Annotated in this window: 29 protein-coding genes; 28 read left to right on the forward strand and 1 reads right to left on the reverse strand. The window is 63.8% G+C overall.

Going from position 1 to position 19,710, the window contains the following annotated elements; translation table 11 throughout:
* The first annotated feature begins 169 nt into the window (after positions 1-169).
* The 3 genes from RXV95_RS05930 (at position 170) to RXV95_RS05940 (ending at position 2,070) form a co-directional block, all read left to right on the forward strand.
* Positions 170-568 carry a protocatechuate 4,5-dioxygenase subunit alpha gene (locus RXV95_RS05930; protein ID WP_338468093.1) on the forward strand — a complete coding sequence of 133 codons (399 nt, stop codon included), beginning with the start codon at positions 170-172 and terminating at the stop codon, positions 566-568.
* The gene (locus tag RXV95_RS05935) at positions 568-1,410 is read left to right on the forward strand and encodes a class III extradiol dioxygenase family protein (protein ID WP_338468094.1); all 843 of its coding nucleotides are present in this window, start codon (positions 568-570) and stop codon (positions 1,408-1,410) included. Before RXV95_RS05930 ends, RXV95_RS05935 begins: the two co-directional genes overlap by 1 nt.
* Positions 1,411-1,518: 108 nt before the next feature.
* The gene (locus RXV95_RS05940) at positions 1,519-2,070 is read left to right on the forward strand and encodes a lipocalin family protein (RefSeq protein ID WP_338468095.1); all 552 of its coding nucleotides are present in this window, start codon (positions 1,519-1,521) and stop codon (positions 2,068-2,070) included.
* 123 nt (positions 2,071-2,193) lie between these two features.
* Here RXV95_RS05940 and RXV95_RS05945 read toward each other — a convergent pair whose 3' ends face one another.
* Positions 2,194-4,581: a TonB-dependent receptor gene (locus tag RXV95_RS05945; RefSeq protein WP_338468096.1), complete on the reverse strand. Its 2,388-nt coding sequence runs from the start codon at positions 4,579-4,581 to the stop codon at positions 2,194-2,196.
* A 337-nt stretch (positions 4,582-4,918) separates the two neighbouring features.
* Here RXV95_RS05945 and RXV95_RS05950 point away from each other — a divergent pair, with 337 nt between their 5' ends.
* The 25 genes from RXV95_RS05950 (at position 4,919) to rpmD (ending at position 19,642) form a co-directional block, all read left to right on the forward strand.
* Positions 4,919-5,296 (forward strand): hypothetical protein, encoded by a 378-nt coding sequence (locus RXV95_RS05950; RefSeq protein WP_338468097.1) that lies wholly within the window; start codon positions 4,919-4,921, stop codon positions 5,294-5,296.
* A gap of 349 nt (positions 5,297-5,645) precedes the next feature.
* The gene (gene rpsL / locus RXV95_RS05955) at positions 5,646-6,017 is read left to right on the forward strand and encodes a 30S ribosomal protein S12 (protein ID WP_124809405.1); all 372 of its coding nucleotides are present in this window, start codon (positions 5,646-5,648) and stop codon (positions 6,015-6,017) included.
* A 159-nt stretch (positions 6,018-6,176) separates the two neighbouring features.
* A complete protein-coding gene (gene rpsG, locus RXV95_RS05960) occupies positions 6,177-6,647 on the forward strand; it encodes a 30S ribosomal protein S7 (protein WP_338468098.1) in 471 nt (156 codons plus the stop codon).
* A gap of 104 nt (positions 6,648-6,751) precedes the next feature.
* Positions 6,752-8,845, forward strand: a complete 2,094-nt coding sequence (gene fusA / locus RXV95_RS05965; protein ID WP_338468099.1) for an elongation factor G — start codon at positions 6,752-6,754, stop codon at positions 8,843-8,845.
* Positions 8,846-8,946: 101 nt separating this feature from the next.
* Positions 8,947-10,137 carry an elongation factor Tu gene (gene tuf / locus RXV95_RS05970; RefSeq protein ID WP_338468100.1) on the forward strand — a complete coding sequence of 397 codons (1,191 nt, stop codon included), beginning with the start codon at positions 8,947-8,949 and terminating at the stop codon, positions 10,135-10,137.
* Between the two features lie 133 nt (positions 10,138-10,270).
* Positions 10,271-10,582: a 30S ribosomal protein S10 gene (rpsJ, locus tag RXV95_RS05975; RefSeq protein ID WP_008067253.1), complete on the forward strand. Its 312-nt coding sequence runs from the start codon at positions 10,271-10,273 to the stop codon at positions 10,580-10,582.
* A 263-nt stretch (positions 10,583-10,845) separates the two neighbouring features.
* Positions 10,846-11,604, forward strand: coding sequence for a 50S ribosomal protein L3 (gene rplC, locus RXV95_RS05980; RefSeq protein ID WP_338468101.1), 759 nt, complete (start codon positions 10,846-10,848; stop codon positions 11,602-11,604).
* A 4-nt stretch (positions 11,605-11,608) separates the two neighbouring features.
* Complete coding sequence (gene rplD / locus RXV95_RS05985) at positions 11,609-12,232, forward strand: 50S ribosomal protein L4 (protein ID WP_338468102.1); 624 nt, start codon at positions 11,609-11,611, stop codon at positions 12,230-12,232.
* Positions 12,225-12,536, forward strand: a complete 312-nt coding sequence (locus tag RXV95_RS05990) for a 50S ribosomal protein L23 (RefSeq protein WP_338468103.1) — start codon at positions 12,225-12,227, stop codon at positions 12,534-12,536. The genes rplD and RXV95_RS05990 overlap by 8 nt, the downstream gene beginning before the upstream one ends.
* Before the next feature lie 13 nt (positions 12,537-12,549).
* Positions 12,550-13,386 carry a 50S ribosomal protein L2 gene (rplB, locus tag RXV95_RS05995; protein ID WP_338468104.1) on the forward strand — a complete coding sequence of 279 codons (837 nt, stop codon included), beginning with the start codon at positions 12,550-12,552 and terminating at the stop codon, positions 13,384-13,386.
* A gap of 6 nt (positions 13,387-13,392) precedes the next feature.
* Positions 13,393-13,668 carry a 30S ribosomal protein S19 gene (gene rpsS, locus RXV95_RS06000; protein ID WP_338468105.1) on the forward strand — a complete coding sequence of 92 codons (276 nt, stop codon included), beginning with the start codon at positions 13,393-13,395 and terminating at the stop codon, positions 13,666-13,668.
* Positions 13,668-14,045 (forward strand): 50S ribosomal protein L22, encoded by a 378-nt coding sequence (gene rplV, locus RXV95_RS06005; protein ID WP_338468106.1) that lies wholly within the window; start codon positions 13,668-13,670, stop codon positions 14,043-14,045. Before rpsS ends, rplV begins: the two co-directional genes overlap by 1 nt.
* A 3-nt stretch (positions 14,046-14,048) precedes the next feature.
* Positions 14,049-14,744, forward strand: a complete 696-nt coding sequence (gene rpsC / locus RXV95_RS06010; RefSeq protein ID WP_338468107.1) for a 30S ribosomal protein S3 — start codon at positions 14,049-14,051, stop codon at positions 14,742-14,744.
* Positions 14,745-14,766: 22 nt separating this feature from the next.
* Positions 14,767-15,201 (forward strand): 50S ribosomal protein L16, encoded by a 435-nt coding sequence (gene rplP / locus RXV95_RS06015; RefSeq protein WP_338468108.1) that lies wholly within the window; start codon positions 14,767-14,769, stop codon positions 15,199-15,201.
* 13 nt (positions 15,202-15,214) lie between these two features.
* On the forward strand, positions 15,215-15,421 hold the full coding sequence (rpmC, locus tag RXV95_RS06020) for a 50S ribosomal protein L29 (RefSeq protein WP_338468109.1): 207 nt from the start codon (positions 15,215-15,217) through the stop codon (positions 15,419-15,421).
* Between the two features lie 11 nt (positions 15,422-15,432).
* Complete coding sequence (gene rpsQ, locus RXV95_RS06025; RefSeq protein ID WP_338468110.1) at positions 15,433-15,723, forward strand: 30S ribosomal protein S17; 291 nt, start codon at positions 15,433-15,435, stop codon at positions 15,721-15,723.
* Between the two features lie 79 nt (positions 15,724-15,802).
* On the forward strand, positions 15,803-16,171 hold the full coding sequence (gene rplN / locus RXV95_RS06030; protein ID WP_338468111.1) for a 50S ribosomal protein L14: 369 nt from the start codon (positions 15,803-15,805) through the stop codon (positions 16,169-16,171).
* Positions 16,171-16,491, forward strand: coding sequence for a 50S ribosomal protein L24 (rplX, locus tag RXV95_RS06035; protein ID WP_338468112.1), 321 nt, complete (start codon positions 16,171-16,173; stop codon positions 16,489-16,491). Before rplN ends, rplX begins: the two co-directional genes overlap by 1 nt.
* Positions 16,484-17,065 (forward strand): 50S ribosomal protein L5, encoded by a 582-nt coding sequence (rplE, locus tag RXV95_RS06040; protein WP_338468113.1) that lies wholly within the window; start codon positions 16,484-16,486, stop codon positions 17,063-17,065. The genes rplX and rplE overlap by 8 nt, the downstream gene beginning before the upstream one ends.
* A 29-nt stretch (positions 17,066-17,094) precedes the next feature.
* The gene (gene rpsN / locus RXV95_RS06045; RefSeq protein ID WP_338468114.1) at positions 17,095-17,400 is read left to right on the forward strand and encodes a 30S ribosomal protein S14; all 306 of its coding nucleotides are present in this window, start codon (positions 17,095-17,097) and stop codon (positions 17,398-17,400) included.
* A 12-nt stretch (positions 17,401-17,412) separates the two neighbouring features.
* Entirely contained in the window at positions 17,413-17,808 is a 396-nt protein-coding gene (gene rpsH / locus RXV95_RS06050) for a 30S ribosomal protein S8 (protein WP_338468115.1), read from the forward strand.
* Positions 17,808-18,341 (forward strand): 50S ribosomal protein L6, encoded by a 534-nt coding sequence (gene rplF / locus RXV95_RS06055; protein ID WP_338468116.1) that lies wholly within the window; start codon positions 17,808-17,810, stop codon positions 18,339-18,341. Before rpsH ends, rplF begins: the two co-directional genes overlap by 1 nt.
* Position 18,342: 1 nt before the next feature.
* Positions 18,343-18,693 carry a 50S ribosomal protein L18 gene (rplR, locus tag RXV95_RS06060; protein ID WP_338468117.1) on the forward strand — a complete coding sequence of 117 codons (351 nt, stop codon included), beginning with the start codon at positions 18,343-18,345 and terminating at the stop codon, positions 18,691-18,693.
* A complete protein-coding gene (rpsE, locus tag RXV95_RS06065; protein ID WP_338468118.1) occupies positions 18,693-19,445 on the forward strand; it encodes a 30S ribosomal protein S5 in 753 nt (250 codons plus the stop codon). The genes rplR and rpsE overlap by 1 nt, the downstream gene beginning before the upstream one ends.
* Positions 19,446-19,450: 5 nt before the next feature.
* Positions 19,451-19,642: a 50S ribosomal protein L30 gene (gene rpmD / locus RXV95_RS06070; protein ID WP_338468119.1), complete on the forward strand. Its 192-nt coding sequence runs from the start codon at positions 19,451-19,453 to the stop codon at positions 19,640-19,642.
* Positions 19,643-19,710: the final 68 nt, after the last annotated feature.

Genomic DNA, 19,710 nt, shown 5'->3' on the forward strand with positions numbered 1-19,710 from the left:
CCTATTTGCCGCATGGCCGGCCTGTTCTCGGCCGGATTGATATGGGTCAATGTGATTGTAAGCGACACATACGAATATCCCTTCCGCAACGACCCGCGCGGCGCGAGTCGGTGAAAGCGATGCCGACCCGGCGACAGAGCCGGACACGGCAATGGGAAGGAAGGAAGCCGTGATAAACGAGACGCATGAGGCCCACCAGGCGCGGCAGAAAATGCGGCGCTCGATCCCCGGCACGTCGCTGTTCGACGGCGATCTTGCCAGCAAGGGGTTCGAACTCAACGCGATGTGCTTTTCGTTCAACGACGAAGCGAACCGCAAGGCCTTCGCCAGCGACGAGGCGGCCTACATGGACAAGTTCAATCTTACGCCGGCGCAGCGCAAGGCGGTGGAAGACCGCAACGTGCTGGCCATGATCGAGGCGGGCGGCAACATCTATTACCTTGCGAAACTCGCCGGCATCTATGGCCTCAATGTGCAGGATGTGGGCGCGCTCCAGACGGGCATGAGCGTGGACGATTTCAAGGCGATGCTGCTCGCCCAGGCGGTCGACAAGAAGGGGATGGCATGATGGCCCGGATAACAGGCGGTTATTTCACCAGTCACGTGCCCGCCATCGGCGGCGCAATCGTGCGCGGCGACCAGCAAGACCCTTACTGGAAGCCGTTCTTCGATGGTTTCCCGCCCATCCGTGAATGGATGGGCAAGCAGAAACCCGATGTCGCCGTGGTGTTCTATAACGATCACGGGCTCAACTTCTTCCTCGACAAGATGCCGACCTTTGCGGTCGGCGCGGCGGCGGAATACCAGAATGCGGACGAGGGCTGGGGCCTGCCGGTTTACAAGCCATTCGCCGGGCACCCCGCGCTTTCGTGGCACGTGATCGACGAGCTGGTTTCAAGCGAGTTCGACATCACCATGTGCCAGAAGATGCTGGTCGACCACGCGCTTTCGATCCCGTTCGAACTGGCCTGGCCCGATGCGGATGCATGGCCGGTCAAGCTGGTGCCCATCGCGATCAACACCGTGCAGTATCCGTTGCCCAGCCCGAAACGCGTGCTTGCGCTGGGCCGGGCGGTCAACCGCGCCTTGCGGTCATGGCAAGGTGACGAGAAAATCGTGGTTGTCGGCACCGGAGGCCTTTCGCATCAGCTCGACGGCGAAAGGGCGGGGTTCATAAACCCGGAATACGACAAGTTCTGCCTCGATAACCTTGCCGCCGATCCCGACGCGTTGACCGTCCATTCGGTGGAGCAGGTGGCAGAGCTTTCGGGCACGCAAGGGGTGGAAATCCTGAACTGGATTGCCGCGCGCGGCGCGCTGGGCGACATTTCGCTTCAGGAAGTGACGCGCAACTATCACATCCCCATCAGCAATACGGCGGCGGCCAGCCTTGTGCTGGAACCGGCCTGACGGGAATCCGCCGCACCGCACTAATGCGGTGCGGCGGGCCATTTCGCGGACGCAGGGATCGCACGCGCGAAGCCGGGAACCGTTCGCCTTTATGCGCGTAAATCGGGCATGAGCAAGGCAACACGCGCCCTTGGCCTCGCGGCCGGTCTTGGCGCGGCGGCATATGCCGCCAGGGCGCTGTCGCGCCGTCACCCGGTCGGCAATCCGTCGGTCCCGGAGCCACGGAAGCCTGTCGATATAGACCGCTATCTTGGCAAATGGTTCGAAATCGCGCGATACGAACAGGCGTTCGAGAAGGGCTGCATGGCGTCCACCGCCGAATACCGGCGGTTGCCGGACGGCGGGATCAAGGTCATCAACACCTGCCGCAAGCCGGACCTGCAGCCGCGCGTCGTCACCGGCAAGGCGCGCGTGGTCGACAGTGAAACCAATGCCAAGCTGAAGGTCAGCTTCCTGGGTCCGCTATTCACCGGCGATTACTGGGTGCTGGACCATTGCGACGATTACGAATGGGCCATCGTGGGCGAACCGTCCGGGCGCTTCCTGTGGCTGCTTTCGCGAAAGCAGGTGCTGCCGTGGGAAAGGGCCGAGGCGCTGTATGACCGGGCCGAGGCGCTGGGTTACGATACCGGCCTTCTGGTGCGCACGGTCCAGCCCTGATTCCAGAGCGTTTTCAGACCAGTAGGGATTATTCGATGTTGCGTTGACCGGCGCGCTTTTTCGCGCCGGAACGCGTGGGGACGGAGAGCGGCTTCGCCCTCCGTCCCCGGCATTTGCCGATGCTTACCAGCTGAGGCCCGCGCGGACGTAAAGGAAGCGTCCGTTGAAGCCGAACGGCGAGAAGAACGGGAAGGCGACAACGCCCGAACCGTTCCGCGAAGCCGGCACCTGGTCGGGATAGACGTCGAACAGGTTGTTGACGCCCAGGGCCAGGTTCAGCCCCTTTCCGGCGCCGTAGCGGGCTTCGAGGTCGGTGATGGCGTGCTTGCCGACATAGTTGTCGTTCACAGCCGTCGTGCCGGGCTGGATCACGTTGCCGTAATAGGTAACGCGCGCCGTCGCGCCCAGCATGCCCTTCTTCCACACGATCGAACCCGTGACCTTTTCTCCCGGCGTGCCCACTTCCATCGCAAGCACGCGGCTGCGCGCGAACAGCGTCGGTGCCGGGTCGAGCGTCGAGGTGGTGGTCGGGACGTGGGTCACTTCAACCTGGTTGACGTTGCCGGCAACCGACAGGTCGAAAGTACCGGCAGAGGCGGTGTTCACGCGGTAGTTCGCCACCACGTCGATGCCCTTGCTGGTCGAAGCGAGGCCGTTGATGAAGAAGCGGGCCGCCTTCACGTTATACGGTGCCAGCAGCGCCGCCACGTCCGGGCTGAACGTGCCCTGGATATTCTCCGACAGGCCCAGCTGGTCGCGAACGTGGATCCAGTAGCCGTCCACCGTCATGTTGAATCCGCCCGAACGGACAACGAAGCCGGCGGACAGGTTGGTGGACTTTTCGGGTTCGAGCGGAAGCCCGCCCAGCGCGGCGGCAACCGGCGCAACCGACGGGAACTGGCCGGTCAGGATCACGTTGCCGTCCTGCACGACGGACGCGATCGACGTGAAGTATTCCTGCTGCAACGACGGCGCGCGGAAACCGGTGGACGCGGTGCCGCGGATCGCGAACGAAGGCGAGAAATCGTAACGGGCCGAAACCTTGCCGGTCGCGGTCGTTCCGAAGTCCGAATAGTCTTCGCCGCGACCTGCGATGCCCAGCATGAACTTGTCGGTCACCTGCGCTTCAAGATCGAGGTAGATCGATCCGTTGCGGCGATGCCGCGACACATTGTTGTTCGGCGAGAAGCCGGGGAAGCCCTGTGCGCCGCTGCCCGAATAGCTGGCGAGTTCGCCGGCTTCGATCTTGTAGCCTTCGCTGCGTCCTTCGATACCGAAGGCGACGTTGAGCGACTGGAACACGTCGAACTTCTGCGAGACGTCTACACCGCCGACCCACTGGTCATAGGTGAGCGCGCCGTCATAGAAGTTGAGCGGCGTGGCGGTGCCCAGCGAATAGTTGGCCGAGTTCAGCGTGTTGAACTTGATCTTGTTGCGGCCATAGCTGACGTTGATGTCCACGTTCCAGCCGCCCAGGTCTCCGCGCAGGCCGCCGGTCGCGGTCAGGTCGGATGACTTGGTGTTGATCAACGGCAGGAAACCGTCCGGATAGATCGAGCTTACGCCGCCGCCGGCCGCCGAAGACGGTGTGCGCGGGAACGCGGCCGACTTGGTGTCGCGATACTGGTATCCGGCCCAGCCATACAGTTCCCAGCTATCGCCCACCGGCTTACCGGCGTTGGCATAGACGGTGTAGCTGTCCACTTCGGGATCGCCGAAGCGGCTGTCCACCTTCGGAGACGCCAGGCGCGGGTCAAGGTCGCCGCGGCTGGTGGGGTTGCGGTGCGTGTATTCGCCCGACAGCGTAAGGAAGCCGTCGCTGCCAAGGCCGATGCCCTGCCAGCCTGCCGCCGTAACGGAGCTTTCGCCGGTCACGTGGCGGCTGGTGCGGGCGGTGTCCACCTGTGTGTCATAAAAACCATAGGTGACGGTCGCGCCGCCGCCGGAGCGCGCTTCGCGCAGGCGCAGGTTGACGACGCCGGCAATCGCGTCCGATCCGTATTGCGCCGAAGCGCCGTCGCGCAGCACTTCGATGGACTGCAGCGCGGTGGACGGAATGGTGTTGAGGTCGACCGCGGCCGATCCGCGCCCGACCGAACCGTTGACGTTGAGCAGCGCGGAGGTGTGCGCGCGAACGCCGTTGATCAGGACCAGCGTCTGGTCGGGCGAGAGGCCACGCAGCGTGGCGGGGCGAATGGCGTCGGTGCCGTCCGTAACGGACGGGCGGGGGAAGTCGATGGAAGGCGTTACCGTGGCCAGCGCGGTTGCGAGCTCGGTCGTGCCCTGTTCCTTCAGAGTCTGCACGCTGATGACGTCGACCGGAGCGGCAGTGTCGAGCGCGGTGCGCTGCAGGCGCGTGCCGGTAACGACGATCGGGGCGGTATCCTCGGCATTTGCCGGTGCGTTGGCGCCCGTTGCGTCCTGCGCGAAAGCGGCCTGTGCGACGACAAGGCTGCCCAGCGATGCGCCGACCAGCATTCCTGCACGGCTCAGAACGGTAAGTCTCTTCATAACGAATTCCCTCATGATTGGCGGGCCGCCGGCATTCGGATCATGCCCATCCGGTCGGCCCCGATGTGGATTTTCTGTCCACTTTTTCCGCTTGGCCACATTCAGGTGGCGATTGGCAACTCGAAATTGCACAGAGAATGTGCCGATCCGGACGCTAGTGTTGCGGGTGTGCAACATTGATTGTCCCCGGTGCACCACACTCACGCGCTGGCGCTCAGGCCATTGCTGCCGTCGCTTGCCTCCGCTTGATCTCCGTCAAGGCATCAAGGTCCGGATCGGACATATTGCCATCGTCCATGGGAAGGCGATGCCCCCCGGGGTGATGATGGAGGTCCGAATGAAACGTCCTGTCCTGCTTGCCTGTCTTGCGCTTGGAATCGCGGCGCCGCTTGCCGCCTGTCATGACGGCTATCGCTCACACATCACCCTCGGGTGGAGCACCTATCCCTATTATGGCTGGTACGATGGCTATTACGGCACGATCTATGACGGCTATTGGGGCGTCGACAATTTCTTCTACTATCGCCTGACCCCGCAGGAACGCTATTTCCGGCGGGGCGACTCGCAGCACTTCCGGCGAGATGCCACACGTCCGCCCGACCAGCGGTTCCGGCGGTTCGAAGGCACGCTGCGCCCGCCGCCGCAAGGGACGCGGATGCCCGAATTCCGTCCGCCGGGCGACCGGCGCGACCCGCGCGACCGTCGCGGGAACTGACGGTTTTCCGAAGGGGCAGGGCGGAAAAAGGGTGGCCTCCGCGCTTGACCGCCCGCCCGAATCCCACTAAGGGCGCGCCTTCATTCGCGGACGGAACCCAGCCACGTCGTGGTTCCCCCGCGGAAGAGAGCTGAACATTGCCGGTGCGTGCGGCGGGGATTTCCCATCGCGTAATCCGTCAAAGTAACCCGGTGCCGATGGCCTGGGTGGAGCGTTTTCGGCTCGTGATGCGCGTCAGGCCGCCGTTCGCCCGGATCGGGAAACGGCCATGCCCACGATGCTTTCGCGAGAATCCGCGATCCTCTCCGCCTTGTCCGGCAAGCGCCAGAACCAAGGTGAAGAGTACTTCATGCCTACGATCAACCAGCTGATCCGCAAGGGTCGCGTGCCGCAGAAGGCCAAGAGCAAGGTTCCTGCGATGGAGCAGAACCCGCAGAAGCGCGGTGTCTGCACCCGTGTTTACACGACCACGCCGAAGAAGCCGAACTCGGCGCTTCGCAAGGTCGCCAAGATCCGCCTGACCAACCAGCGCGAAGTCATCTCGTACATCCCCGGCGAAGGCCACAACCTGCAGGAACACTCGGTTGTGCTGATCCGCGGCGGCCGTGTGCGCGACCTTCCCGGCGTGCGCTATCACGTGCTGCGCGGCGTTCTCGACACGCAGGGCGTGAAGGACCGCAAGCAGAGCCGCTCGAAGTACGGCGCGAAGCGTCCGAAGTAAGGTCTGGTTTTTTGTAGGGTGCGGTCAGGCTGTCCAGCCTGACCTCGGTACCGGCCCGTCTCCCCCGCCCAACCACCCGATACCGTATCGGGTGATCATTGGGTGGTTGGGCGGGGGAGACGGGCCGGCACCGCTACAACTCCGAAGGAGTTAAAGAAGATGTCACGTCGTCGTCGTCCCGAAAAGCGGGAAATCCTGCCCGATCCCAAGTTTGGTGATGCGGTGCTTTCGAAGTTCATGAACAACATGATGCTTGACGGCAAGAAGTCGGTCGCCGAGCGGATCGTCTATGGTGCGCTCGACACCATGGAAACCCGCGCCAAGGCCGATCCGGTCCAGCTGTTCCACGATGCGCTGAACAACGTGAAGCCGCAGATCGAGGTCCGCAGCCGCCGCGTTGGCGGTGCGACCTATCAGGTGCCGGTCGAAGTCCGCCCCGAGCGCGCCCAGGCGCTGGCCATCCGCTGGCTGATCGCTGCCGCGCGCAACCGTCCCGAAACCACGATGGCCGCGCGCCTTTCGGGCGAACTGCTCGATGCCGCCAACAATCGCGGCAACGCGGTGAAGAAGCGCGAAGACACCCACCGCATGGCCGACGCGAACCGCGCGTTCAGCCACTATCGCTGGTAAGTCGAAGCACGGTCTTCAAACGGTCACATTAGTAACCATATGGGGCGGGCCGGACCGGATGGCGAAATCCGGCAGGCCCACCCCGAACCCCTAAGGAACTTTCCATGGCCCGCGACTATCCGCTGGAGCGCTATCGCAATATCGGCATCATGGCCCACATCGATGCCGGCAAGACGACCACGACCGAACGCATCCTCTATTACACCGGCAAGTCCTACAAGATCGGCGAAGTGCACGACGGCGCCGCGACCATGGACTGGATGGAACAGGAGCAGGAGCGCGGCATCACCATCACGTCCGCCGCGACGACCACGTTCTGGTCGGCCGAGGATGGCGAAGGTCCCAAGCACCGCATCAACATCATCGACACGCCCGGCCACGTCGACTTCACCATTGAAGTCGAGCGTTCGCTGCGCGTGCTCGACGGCGCGGTCGCAGTGTTCGACGGCGTCGCCGGCGTTGAGCCGCAGTCGGAAACCGTGTGGCGCCAGGCCGACAAGTACGGCGTTCCCCGGATGTGCTTCATCAACAAGCTCGACCGCACCGGCGCCGACTTCTATTACTGCGTCCAGTCGATCATCGACCGTCTGGGTGCGACCCCGCTGGTGCTCTACCTGCCGATCGGCGCGGAGAGCGACCTGAAGGGCGTGGTGGACCTGGTGAACATGCGCGGCGTCGTCTGGGAAGACGAAAGCCTGGGCGCGAAGTTCAACTACACCGACATTCCGGCCGACCTTGCCGACAAGGCCGCCGAATACCGCGAGAAGCTGGTCGAAACCGCCGTCGAACAGGACGACGACGTGATGGAGCAGTATCTTGAAGGCAACGAGCCCGATGCGGCCACGCTGAAGAGGCTGATCCGCAAGGGCACGATGGCCCGCGCCTTCGTGCCGGTGCTGTGCGGCTCGGCGTTCAAGAACAAGGGCGTGCAGCCCCTGCTCGACGCGGTGGTGGACTATATGCCGTCGCCGCTCGACGTTCCGGCGATCAAGGGCGTGAAGCCCGACAGCGACGAAGAGGACAGCCGTCCCTCGTCCGACGATGCGCCGTTCTCGGCCCTGGCGTTCAAGATCATGAACGACCCGTTCGTCGGTTCGCTGACCTTCACCCGCATCTATTCGGGCAAGCTCGCCAAGGGCTCCGTCCTGAACTCGGTGAAGGACAAGAAGGAGAAGATCGGCCGCATGCTGCTGATGCACTCCAACAACCGCGAGGACATCGAAGAGGCTTTCGCGGGCGATATCGTCGCCATCGCCGGCCTCAAGGAGACGACCACGGGCGACACGCTGTGCGCCGAGAAGGCTCCGATCATCCTTGAGCGGATGGAATTCCCCGAGCCGGTTATCGAACTGTCGGTGGAACCGAAGACCAAGGCCGACCAGGAAAAGATGGGCGTCGCGCTCAACCGCCTGGCCGCCGAGGATCCCTCGTTCCGCGTCTCGACCGATCACGAATCGGGCCAGACCATCATCAAGGGCATGGGCGAACTGCACCTCGACATCCTCGTCGACCGCATGAAGCGCGAGTTCAAGGTGGAAGCCAACGTCGGTGCGCCGCAGGTGGCCTATCGCGAAGCGCTCGCGAAGGAAGTCGAGATCGACTACACCCACAAGAAGCAGTCGGGTGGCTCGGGCCAGTTTGGCCGCGTCAAGGTGAAGCTCGTCCCCGGCGAGCGCGGCGCGGGCATCAACTTCCACGACGAGATCAAGGGCGGCAACATCCCGCGCGAATATATCCCGTCGGTCGAGAAGGGCATGCGCGAAACGGCCGAGACCGGTTCGCTGGTCGGCTTCCCGATCATCGACTTCGACATCTTCCTGACGGACGGTGCGTACCACGACGTCGACTCGTCGGCGCTGGCGTTCGAGATCACCGGTCGCGGTGCGATGCGCGAGGCGGCCCAGAAGGCCGGCATCAAGCTGCTCGAGCCGATCATGAAGGTGGAAGTCGTGACTCCCGAGGAGTTCATGGGTGACGTCATCGGCGACCTGAACAGCCGTCGTGGCCAGATCCAGGGCACCGACAGCCGCGGCAACGCGCAGGTCGTTGACGCGCACGTTCCGCTTGCGAACATGTTCGGCTATGTGAACCAGCTGCGTTCCTTCACCCAGGGGCGTGCGCAGTACACGATGCAGTTCTCGCATTACGACGAGGTCCCGGCGAACGTCGCGGCCGAGGTCAAGGAGAAGCTTGCCTAATCGGCAGGTTCGGTTTACGGGCGGCGCCTGCTTTTCAGGCATGATTCTGGCGGGCGCCGCTCCGTCCAGCAATAACTTCAAGCGAAAAGAAGGTTTGGAAAATGGCGAAGGCTAAGTTCGAGCGGAATAAGCCGCACTGCAACATCGGCACCATCGGTCACGTCGACCACGGCAAGACCACGCTGACCGCTGCGATCACCAAGGTGCTCGCCGAAACGAGCGGTGGCGAAGCCGTCGATTTCGCGAACATCGACAAGGCACCGGAAGAGCGCGAGCGTGGTATCACGATCTCGACCGCTCACGTCGAGTACGAGACCGCTGCGCGCCACTATGCGCACGTCGACTGCCCGGGTCACGCCGACTACGTGAAGAACATGATCACCGGTGCCGCCCAGATGGACGGCGCGATCCTGGTGGTGAACGCGGCCGACGGCCCGATGCCCCAGACCCGCGAGCACATCCTGCTTGCGCGTCAGGTCGGCGTGCCGGCGCTGGTCGTCTACATGAACAAGGTCGATCAGGTCGACGATCCGGAAATCCTCGAGCTCGTCGAGCTGGAAGTGCGCGAGCTGCTCAGCTCGTACGATTTCCCGGGTGACGATATTCCGATCATCAAGGGTTCGGCCCTGGCCGCTCTGGAAGGCCGCGACGACGAAATCGGCAAGAACTCGATCCTCGAGCTCATGCAGGCCGTCGACGACTACATCCCGCAGCCGCCGCGCCCGACCGACAAGCCGTTCCTGATGCCGGTCGAAGACGTGTTCTCGATCTCGGGTCGCGGTACGGTTGTGACCGGCCGTGTCGAAACCGGCGTGATCAAGGTTGGTGAAGAAGTCGAGATCGTCGGCCTCAAGGACACCCGCAAGACCACTGTCACCGGTGTCGAAATGTTCCGCAAGCTGCTCGACCAGGGTGAAGCCGGCGACAACATCGGCGCACTGATCCGCGGCGTGAGCCGTGAAGAGGTCGAGCGTGGCCAGGTTCTCGCCAAGCCGGGTACGGTTACGCCGCACACCGAGTTCTCGGCCGAGGTCTATGTGCTGTCGAAGGACGAAGGTGGCCGTCACACGCCGTTCTTCGCCAACTATCGCCCGCAGTTCTACTTTCGCACTACCGACGTCACGGGCGAGGTTGTCCTCCCCGAGGGCACCGAGATGGTGATGCCGGGCGACAACGTCGCGCTGGCCGTGAAGCTGATCGCTCCGATCGCGATGGACGAAGGTCTGCGCTTCGCTATCCGCGAAGGTGGCCGCACCGTCGGTTCGGGGGTTGTCAGCAAGATCACGAAGTAATATAGGCGCCGCTCCGCCGGGGGATTCGATTCCCCCGGCGGCCGGAATTCTCGATCGCCCCGCTCTCTCGCAGAGTTGGGAGAGGGCGGGTCGGTCGTTTTTGTTTTTTGCTCTTTCGCATCGGTAAACGGACATGGAAGCCCAGAATATCCGCATTCGCCTCAAGGCGTTCGACCATCGCGTGCTCGACCAGGCCACTGGCGAAATCGCGGAGACCGCCCGCCGCACCGGCGCTCTGATCCGGGGTCCCATTCCGCTCCCGACGCGCATCGAGAAATTCTGCGTCAACCGCGGGCCGCACATCGACAAGAAGTCGCGTGAGCAGTTCGAGGTTCGCACCTACAAGCGCCTGCTCGACATCGTGCAGCCCAATGCGGCCACTGTCGACGCGCTGATGAAGCTGGACCTTGCGGCCGGCGTCAACGTCGAGATCAAGCTGGCGTAAGCCGCGCTCGACTTACGAGTTTCGGACTTCGGTCCACATTCCTTCCGGCCCAGGCCGGTTTTGCGGGAACTTCCCGCACGGACATAGGGATACCTCCGGCCAAAGCCTTCGGGCGCCAGGCCGGGCAAGCGTCCCCCGTCTCGCCGCGAAGAGCCTGTCATGGGCGGCGCGCGGCACTCGGCCCGGACGGGGCGTGCTTCACAATACGGGCCGAACACGCCCCCGGGGATGGTCTCCGTGGGCCTCTGTAAGGAGTATTGATCATGCGCACTGGCGTGATCGCCAAGAAGGTGGGGATGACCCGCCTGTTCCAGGAGGACGGCCGGCACGTTCCGGTGACGGTCCTGTCGCTGGAAGATTGCCAGGTTGTTTCGGTTCGCACCGCTGACCGCGACGGATACGTCGCCGTGCAGCTGGGTGCGGGTGAAGCGAAGCAGAAGAACGTTGCCAAGCCGCAGCGCGAACATTTCGCCAAGGCGGAAGTGGCGCTGAAGGCCCAGGTCTGCGAGTTTCGCGTCGCCGACGATGCGGTGCTCGAGGTCGGCGCGACGATCGCCGCTTCGCACTTCGTTCCGGGCCAGCTGGTCGACATTTCGGGTCACACCCAGGGTAAGGGCTTTGCCGGCGCGATGAAGCGCTGGGGCTTCGGCGGTATGCGCGCCACTCACGGTGTGTCGATCTCTCACCGTGCGCACGGTTCGACGGGTAACCGTCAGGATCCGGGCCGCGTCTTCAAGAACAAGAAGATGGCCGGTCACATGGGCGATCGTCAGCGCACGCAGCAGAACCTCGAGATCGTCCGCGTCGATGACGAACGCGGCCTGATCTTCGTCAAGGGTTCGGTTCCCGGCGCCAAGAACGCCTGGCTGACGGTCAAGGACGCGGTCAAGGTTTCGCGCCATGCCGAGGCTCCGTACCCGGCCGGCCTGAAGAGCGCCGCCAACAGCAATGATACGGCCGCTGCCGATACGCCTGCGGAAGAAGCCGCGGCGCCCGAGGCGACCGAAGGCCAGGAGGGCTGATAACGTGAAGGTCAAGGTCCTCAACCTCGACGGTTCGGCCGGCAAGGCCGACATCGAACTGTCGGACGACGTGTTCGGTCTGGAACCGCGCGCCGACATCCTCCACCGCGTCGTTACGTGGCAGCTTGAAAACCGCCGCGGCACCGCCCGCGCGGCTCGCGAGCGGTCCGACGTTGCGCGCACCGGCAAGAAGTTCGGCCGCCAGAAGGGTGGCGGCACCGCCCGTCACGGCGACCGCAAGGCGCCGATCTTCATCGGCGGCGGCAAGGCGCACGGCCCGCGTCGGCGCGACTTCAACCTCTCGCTGAACAAGAAGGTCCGTTCGCTCGGCCTGAAGATGGCGCTTTCGTCGAAGGCGAAGAACGGCCTGGTGGTCGTCGACAGCCTCGACATGAAGGACGCCAAGACAAAGGCGCTTTCCGCGCAGTTCGCCAAGGCGGGCTGGAGCAAGGTGCTGGTGATCGACGGCGAGGCCGTGAACGAGGGCTTTGCCCGCGCTTCGGCCAACCTTGCCGGCGTGAACGTGCTCCCGGCTGTCGGCGCCAACGTCTATGACATCCTGAAGCATGATACGCTGGTGCTGACGCGCGCCGCGGTCGAAAAGCTGGAGGCGCGTTTCAATGGCTAAGAGCAAGGAAGCGATCGACACGCGTCACTATGACGTGATCGTCGCGCCGCACATCACCGAAAAATCGACGCTGCTCAGCGAGCACAACGCCGTGGTCTTCAAGGTTGCCGACGAGGCGACCAAGCCGGAGATCAAGGCTGCGGTCGAGGCGCTGTTCGACGTCAAGGTGACCGGTGTGAACACCCTGACCCAGAAGGGCAAGACGAAGCGCTGGAAGGGCAAGCCCTACAAGCGTTCCGACGTGAAGAAGGCTGTCGTGACCCTGGCCGAAGGCCAGTCGATCGACGTCACCAGCGGTATCTGAGGCGGATCGGAAGATGGCACTCAAGAACTATAACCCGACCAGCCCCGCGCGGCGCGGTCTTATCCTTGTCGACAAGTCGTCGCTGTGGAAGGGCAAGCCCGTCAAGGCGCTGACTGAAGGCAAGCGCAAGACCGGCGGCCGTAACAACAAGGGCCACGTGACCTCACGCGGCATCGGCGGCGGCCACAAGCAGAAGTACCGCTATATCGACTTCAAGCGTCGTAAGTGGGACATGCCGGCCACTGTCGAGCGGATGGAATACGATCCCAACCGCACCGCGTTCATCGCGCTGATCAAGTACGAGGATGGCGAGCTTGCCTATATCCTCGCGCCGCAGCGTCTTGCCGTTGGCGACACCGTCGTCGCGGGCGAGAAGGTCGACGTGAAGCCGGGCAACGCGATGCTGCTCAGCCAGATGCCGGTCGGCACCATCTGCCACAACGTGGAGATGAAGCCGGGCAAGGGCGGCCAGATCGCCCGCTCCGCCGGCACCTATGTCCAGCTCGTCGGCCGCGATCGCGGCATGGTCATCGTTCGCCTGAACTCGGGCGAGCAGCGGTACCTGCGCGGCGATTGCATGGGCACCGTGGGCGCCGTGTCGAACCCCGACAACGGCAACCAGAACTTGGCCAAGGCCGGCCGCAACCGCTGGAACGGCAAGCGCCCGCTTACCCGCGGCGTCGCCAAGAACCCGGTCGACCACCCGCACGGCGGTGGTGAAGGCCGGACCTCGGGCGGCCGTCATCCGGTCACTCCGTGGGGCAAGCCGACCAAGGGCGCCCGTACCCGCAACAACAAGCAGACCGACAAGATGATCATCAGGTCGCGTCACGCGAAGAAGAAGAGGTAACACACGATGGCACGTTCCGTCTGGAAAGGCCCCTTCGTCGACCTGCACCTCCTGAAGAAGGCGGAAGACGCCCAGGAAGCAAGCCGCGCCGCTCCGATCAAGACCTGGTCGCGTCGTTCGACGATCCTGCCGCAGTTCGTTGGTCTGACGTTCAGCGTCTACAACGGCCAGAAGTTCATCCCGGTCTCGGTCAACGAGGAAATGGTCGGCCACAAGCTTGGCGAGTTCGCGCCCACGCGCAACTTCCCGGGCCACGCTGCCGACAAGAAGGGTAAGCGCTGATGAGCAAGCAGGCAGCCCCGCGCCGCGTCAGCGACAAGGAAGCTCTGGCGGTCGGCACCACGATCCGTGGTTCGGCCCAGAAGCTCAACCTCGTCGCCGGTCTTATCCGCGGCAAGAAGGCCGAAGAGGCCATGAACATCCTGTCCTTCTCGAAGAAGGCAATGGCTGTTGACGCCCGCAAGGTTCTCGCATCCGCGATCGCCAATGCGGAAAACAACCACAACCTGGATGTCGATGCGCTGGTCGTGGCGGAAGCCTCGGTCGGCAAGTCGATCACCATGAAGCGCTTCCACGCGCGCGGACGCGGCAAGTCGACCCGCATCCTCAAGCCGTTCAGCCGGCTGCGCATCGTGGTCCGCGAAGTCGAGGAGGCCTGATCCATGGGTCATAAATCCAATCCGATCGGCCTGCGCCTGCAGATCAACCGCACCTGGGACAGCCGCTGGTATGCCGAAGGCGCCAGCTATCGCCAGATGCTCAAGGAAGATCTCGAGATCCGCAAGTACATCGTCGAGAACCTGCCGCAGGCGGCGATCTCGAAGGTGGTGATCGAGCGCCCGGCCAAGCTTTGCCGCGTTTCGATCTATGCGGCCCGCCCCGGTGTGATCATCGGCAAGAAGGGCGCGGACATCGAAAAGCTGCGCGGCAAGCTGGCGAAGATGACCGACAGCGAAGTGAAGCTGAACATCGTCGAGATCCGCAAGCCGGAAATCGATTCGAAGCTCGTCGCTCAGGGCGTGGCCGACCAGCTGGTTCGCCGCGTTGCGTTCCGCCGTGCGATGAAGCGCGCCGTTCAGTCGGCGCTGCGCCTTGGCGCAGAGGGCATCAAGATCACTTGTGGCGGCCGTCTTGGCGGCGCCGAGATCGCCCGCGTCGAATGGTATCGCGAAGGCCGCGTTCCGCTTCACACGCTGCGCGCCAACGTCGACTATGCCGAAGCCGAGGCGCACACCGCCTATGGCGTGATCGGCATCAAGGTTTGGATCTTCAAGGGTGAGATCCTGGGCCATGACCCCATGGCCCAGGACCGGCTGATGATGGAGGCCCAGACCTCCGGCGTCCGTCCGGCACGCTGAGGCATAGGATAGAGCAAGACCAATGCTGCAACCGAAGAAAACCAAGTTCCGCAAGGCGTTCAAGGGCCGGATCAAGGGCGACGCCAAGGGCGGCACCACGCTGAACTTCGGCTCCTATGGCCTGAAGGCGATGGAACCGGAGCGGATCACCGCCCGCCAGATCGAGGCCGCGCGCCGCGCGATCACGCGTCACATCAAGCGCCAGGGGCGCCTGTGGATTCGCGTGTTCCCCGACGTGCCGGTGTCGAAGAAGCCTGCCGAAGTCCGCCAGGGCAAGGGCAAGGGTTCGATCGAATACTGGGCCGCGCGCGTGAAGCCGGGCCGTATCCTGTTCGAACTGGACGGCGTTGCCGGTCCGCTTGCCGCAGAGGCGTTCAGCCGCGCGGCGATGAAGCTGCCGATCAAGACGAAGGTCGTTGCCCGCCTGGGTGACACTTCGCACCTTGGCGGCGAGTAAGGGAGTCTATCAGATGGCAAACAAGATCGACGATCTGCGCGCCAAGTCGGACGACCAGCTCACCGCTGACCTCGCCGACCTCAAGCGCGAGCAGTTCAACCTCCGATTCCAGTCGGCGACGAACCAGCTCGAGCGTCCGGCGCGGATCAAGGAAGTCCGCCGCGACATCGCGCGCATCAAGACGCTGCAGGCCGAACGGTCCGCCGCGGAAGCGAAGTAAGGAGCACCACGATGCCCAAGCGTATCCTGATCGGGACCGTGGTTTCCGACAAGACCGACAAGACCGTGGTCGTGAAGGTCGAGCGCAAGGTGAAGCACCCGCTTTACGGGAAGATCATCCGCCGTTCGAAGAAGTATCACGCCCATGACGAAGACAACGCGTTCAAGCCCGGCGAAGTCGTGCGGATCGAAGAGACCGCGCCGATTTCCAAGCTGAAGACGTGGAAGGTGGTTGATCGTGTGCAGGCCGGCAAGGGCACTGCGCTCGAAGCCGACCTCGACGTGGAAGCCGCCGGCAACTGAGCCTTTCAACAGGCTCGGTAAAGGAATTTTTGGAACTGCCGGACTGGTTCCGGCAAGCCATTGAGAAGGAACCGGATCTATGATCCAGATGCAATCCAACCTCGACGTCGCTGACAACAGCGGCGCGAAGCGCGTCCAGTGCATCAAGGTGCTGGGCGGCTCCAAGCGCCGCACCGCCGGCGTCGGCGACATCATCGTGGTGTCGGTGAAAGAGGCGCAGCCCCGCGCTCGCGTCAAGAAGGGCGACGTTCACCGCGCGGTGATCGTGCGCACCAAGAAGGACGTGCGCCGCGCAGACGGCAGCGTGATCCGCTTCGATTCGAACGCCGCCGTGCTCGTCAACAAGAACGAAGAGCCGATCGGCACCCGTATCTTCGGCCCGGTCGTGCGCGAACTGCGCGGCCGCGGCTTCATGAAGATCATCTCGCTCGCTCCGGAGGTGCTGTAATGGCCGCCGCGAAGATCAAGAAGGGCGACAGCGTCGTCGTCCGCTCGGGCAAGGACAAGGGCCGCACCGGCACTGTCCTCCAGGTCATGCCGAAGGACGGCAAGGTTCTGGTCTCGGGCGTGAACGTCGCCGTGCGTCACCGCAAGCCGAGCCAGGCCAACCCTCAGGGCGGCATCGACCGTTCCGAGGCGCCGATGGCGATTTCGAAGGTGAGCCTGGCCGACCCGAAGGACGGCAAGGCAACCCGCGTCCGCTTTGAAGAGCGCGACGGCAAGAAGGTCCGCGTGGCCGTGAAGTCCGGGGAGACGATCGATGGCTGATAAGTACACGCCCCGCCTTCGCCAGAAGTACGACGAGCAGATCGCCAAGGCGATGACCGAAAAATTCGGTTACAAGAACCTGCTCGAAGTGCCGAAGATCGAGAAGATCACGCTCAACATGGGCGTGGGCGAAGCGAGCCAGGACAAGAAGAAGGTCCAGACGGCGGCCGCCGAAATGGAACTGATCGCCGGACAGAAGCCGGTGATCACCAAGGCGAAGAAGTCGATCGCGCAGTTCAAGCTGCGTGAAGGCATGCCAATCGGTTGCAAGGTCACCCTGCGCCGCGAACGCATGTACGAGTTCCTCGATCGCCTGATTACGATCGCGATGCCCCGCATCCGCGACTTCCGGGGGCTGAACCCCAAGTCGTTCGACGGACGCGGCAACTATGCGATGGGTCTGAAGGAGCAGATCATCTTTCCGGAGATCAGCTACGACCAGATCGAGAAGGTGCGTGGCATGGACATCATCGTCACCACCACTGCCAAGACCGACGAGGAAGCGCGCGAGCTGCTGCGCCTGTTCGGTTTCCCCTTCCCGCAGGATGCTGCCGAACAGCAGCAGGCCGCGTGAGCAAGATCTGAGGAAGAGAGCTTAAGTCCATGGCGAAACTGAGTTCGATCAACAAGAACGAGCGTCGCAAGAAGCTCGTTGAGAAGTACGCGGCGAAGTATGCTGCGCTGAAGGCCATTGCCGACGACGAGTCGGTTGACGAGACCGAACGCCTGATGGCGCGACTCAAGATGGCGAAACTTCCGCGCAACGCGAACCCCACCCGCGTGCGCAACCGCTGCACCACCACCGGCCGTCCGCGCGGCTACTATCGCAAGTTCGGGCTTTGCCGCGTCGAACTGCGCGATCTCGCCAACAAGGGGCTTATCCCCGGCGTGACCAAGTCGAGCTGGTAAGGGACAACCGATATGGCGATGACCGATCCCCTGGGTGACATGCTCACCCGTATCCGCAACGGCCAGCGGGCGAAGAAGGACTCCGTCCTGTCCCCGGCCTCCAAGATCCGCGCGCGCGTTCTCGAAGTGCTGCAGCGCGAAGGCTATATCCGTGGCTACAGTGAGGACGCGACCGGCGTTCATCCGCAGCTGCGCATCGAGCTGAAGTATTTCGAGGGCGAGCCTGCCATCAAGCATGTGCAGCGCGTCTCGAAGCCCGGCCGCCGCGTCTATTCGGGTTCGAAGGAACTTCCGGTGGTGCGCAACGGCCTTGGCATCACCATCGTCTCGACGCCGAAGGGCGTGCTCTCGGATGCCGAGGCACGTGCCCAGAACGTCGGCGGCGAAGTGCTTGCGGAGGTGTTCTGATGAGCCGCATCGGCAAGAGGCCGGTGACGATCCCGAGCGGCGTCACCGCTGACATCAAGGATGGCCAGCTTACCGTGAAAGGCCCCAAGGGCACGCTTTCGCTGGGCCTGTCCGACATGGTGACCTATGACGTGCAGGACGGCGCGATCTCGGTCCAGCCGGCGAACGACGGCAAGGCCGCCCGCAGTCACTGGGGCATGCAGCGCACGCTGGTGTCCAACCTGGTCGAAGGCGTGACGCAGGGCTTCTCGAAGACGCTCGAGATCAGCGGCGTCGGCTATCGTGCGCAGGCGCAGGGCCGCAAGCTCAAGCTGCAGCTCGGCTATTCGCACGATGTCGATTTCGACGTTCCCGAAGGTGTCGAGGTCAAGACCCCGGATAACACGACGGTCGAGATTTCCGGCATCGACAAGCAGATGGTCGGCCAGGTCGCGGCCGAGATCCGTCGCTGGCGCAAGCCCGAACCCTACAAGGGCAAGGGCATCAAGTACCGCGGCGAATATATCTTCCGCAAGGAAGGGAAGAAGAAGTAAGATGGCCAAGGTTTCTCTCTTCGATCGCCGCCGGCGCCGCGTGCGCAGCGCGCTTCGTGCCCGTTCCGCCGGCCGTCCCCGCCTGTCGGTGCACCGCACCGGCCGCCACATCTATGCCCAGATCATCGATGATGCGGAGGGCCGCACCGTGGCCGCCGCCTCTACCCTGGTCAAAGGGCAGAAGAACGTGGGCGCCAACGTCGATTCCGCCGCCAAGGTCGGCAAGGAAATCGCCGAAAAGGCCAAGGCCGCCGGCATCACCACCGTCGTGTTCGATCGCGGCGGCTTCCTGTTCCATGGCCGCGTCAAGGCGCTGGCCGACGCCGCTCGCGAAGGCGGGCTGGAGTTCTGATGATGGCTGACGAAAACGAAACCCCGACCCCGACGCCGGCCGTGACCGAAACGACCGAAGCCGCGGACACCCAGTCGACCGCTTCGGGCGACGCGCAGCCCCAGGCCCAGCCGCAGCAGCGCGAAGGCCGTGGACGTGGCCGTGGACGCGGCAATGATCGCGGTGGCCGTGGCCGGCGTGACGATCGTCGCGGCCGTGGCGGTGACGACGACGGCGGCGAGGAGCTGATCGAAAAGCTCGTCCACATCAACCGCGTGTCGAAGACCGTGAAGGGCGGCAAGCGCTTCGGTTTCGCCGCGCTGGTCGTTGTGGGCGACGGCAAGGGCCGCGTGGGCTTTGGCCACGGCAAGGCCCGCGAGGTTCCCGAAGCGATCACCAAGGCGACCGCTTCGGCCAAGAAGAAGATGGTTCGCGTTCCGCTCAAGGAAGGCCGGACGCTGCATCACGACGGCAAGGGCCGTTTCGGTGCGGGCAAGGTCAATGTCCGGACGGCCCCGGCCGGTACGGGCATCATCGCGGGCGGCCCGATGCGCGCCGTGTTCGAGAGCCTGGGCGTTGCCGACGTGGTGACCAAGTCGGTCGGCACTTCGAACCCCTACAACATGATCCGCGCCACCTTCGACGCGCTGACCAACCAGACTTCACCGAAGTCTGTGGCCCAGCGTCGTGGCAAGAAGGTTGCCGACCTGCTGGGTCGCGGCGGCGCGAGCGAAGCCGAGGCTGAAGCCGCGGCCGAAGCTATCGCGGAGTAAGCGAAATGGCCCAGAGCAAGAAGAAGACCATCAAGGTCAAGCAGATCGGTTCGCCGATCCGCCGCCCCGAGGCGCAGAAGAAGATCCTCATCGGCCTCGGCCTTGGCAAGATGCACAAGGTTGTAGAGCTTGAGGATACCGCCGAAGTACGCGGCGCGATCGCCAAGCTTCCGCACATGGTGGCGGTAGTAGACTGATTGCAGTTCCACGCGCCCCGGCCGACGCCGGGGTGCTTTTTCAGCGCGACAAAAGCGAAAGCGAGTGC

It is taken from the genome of Novosphingobium sp. ZN18A2, from assembly GCF_036784765.1.
GTDB lineage: Bacteria > Pseudomonadota > Alphaproteobacteria > Sphingomonadales > Sphingomonadaceae > Novosphingobium.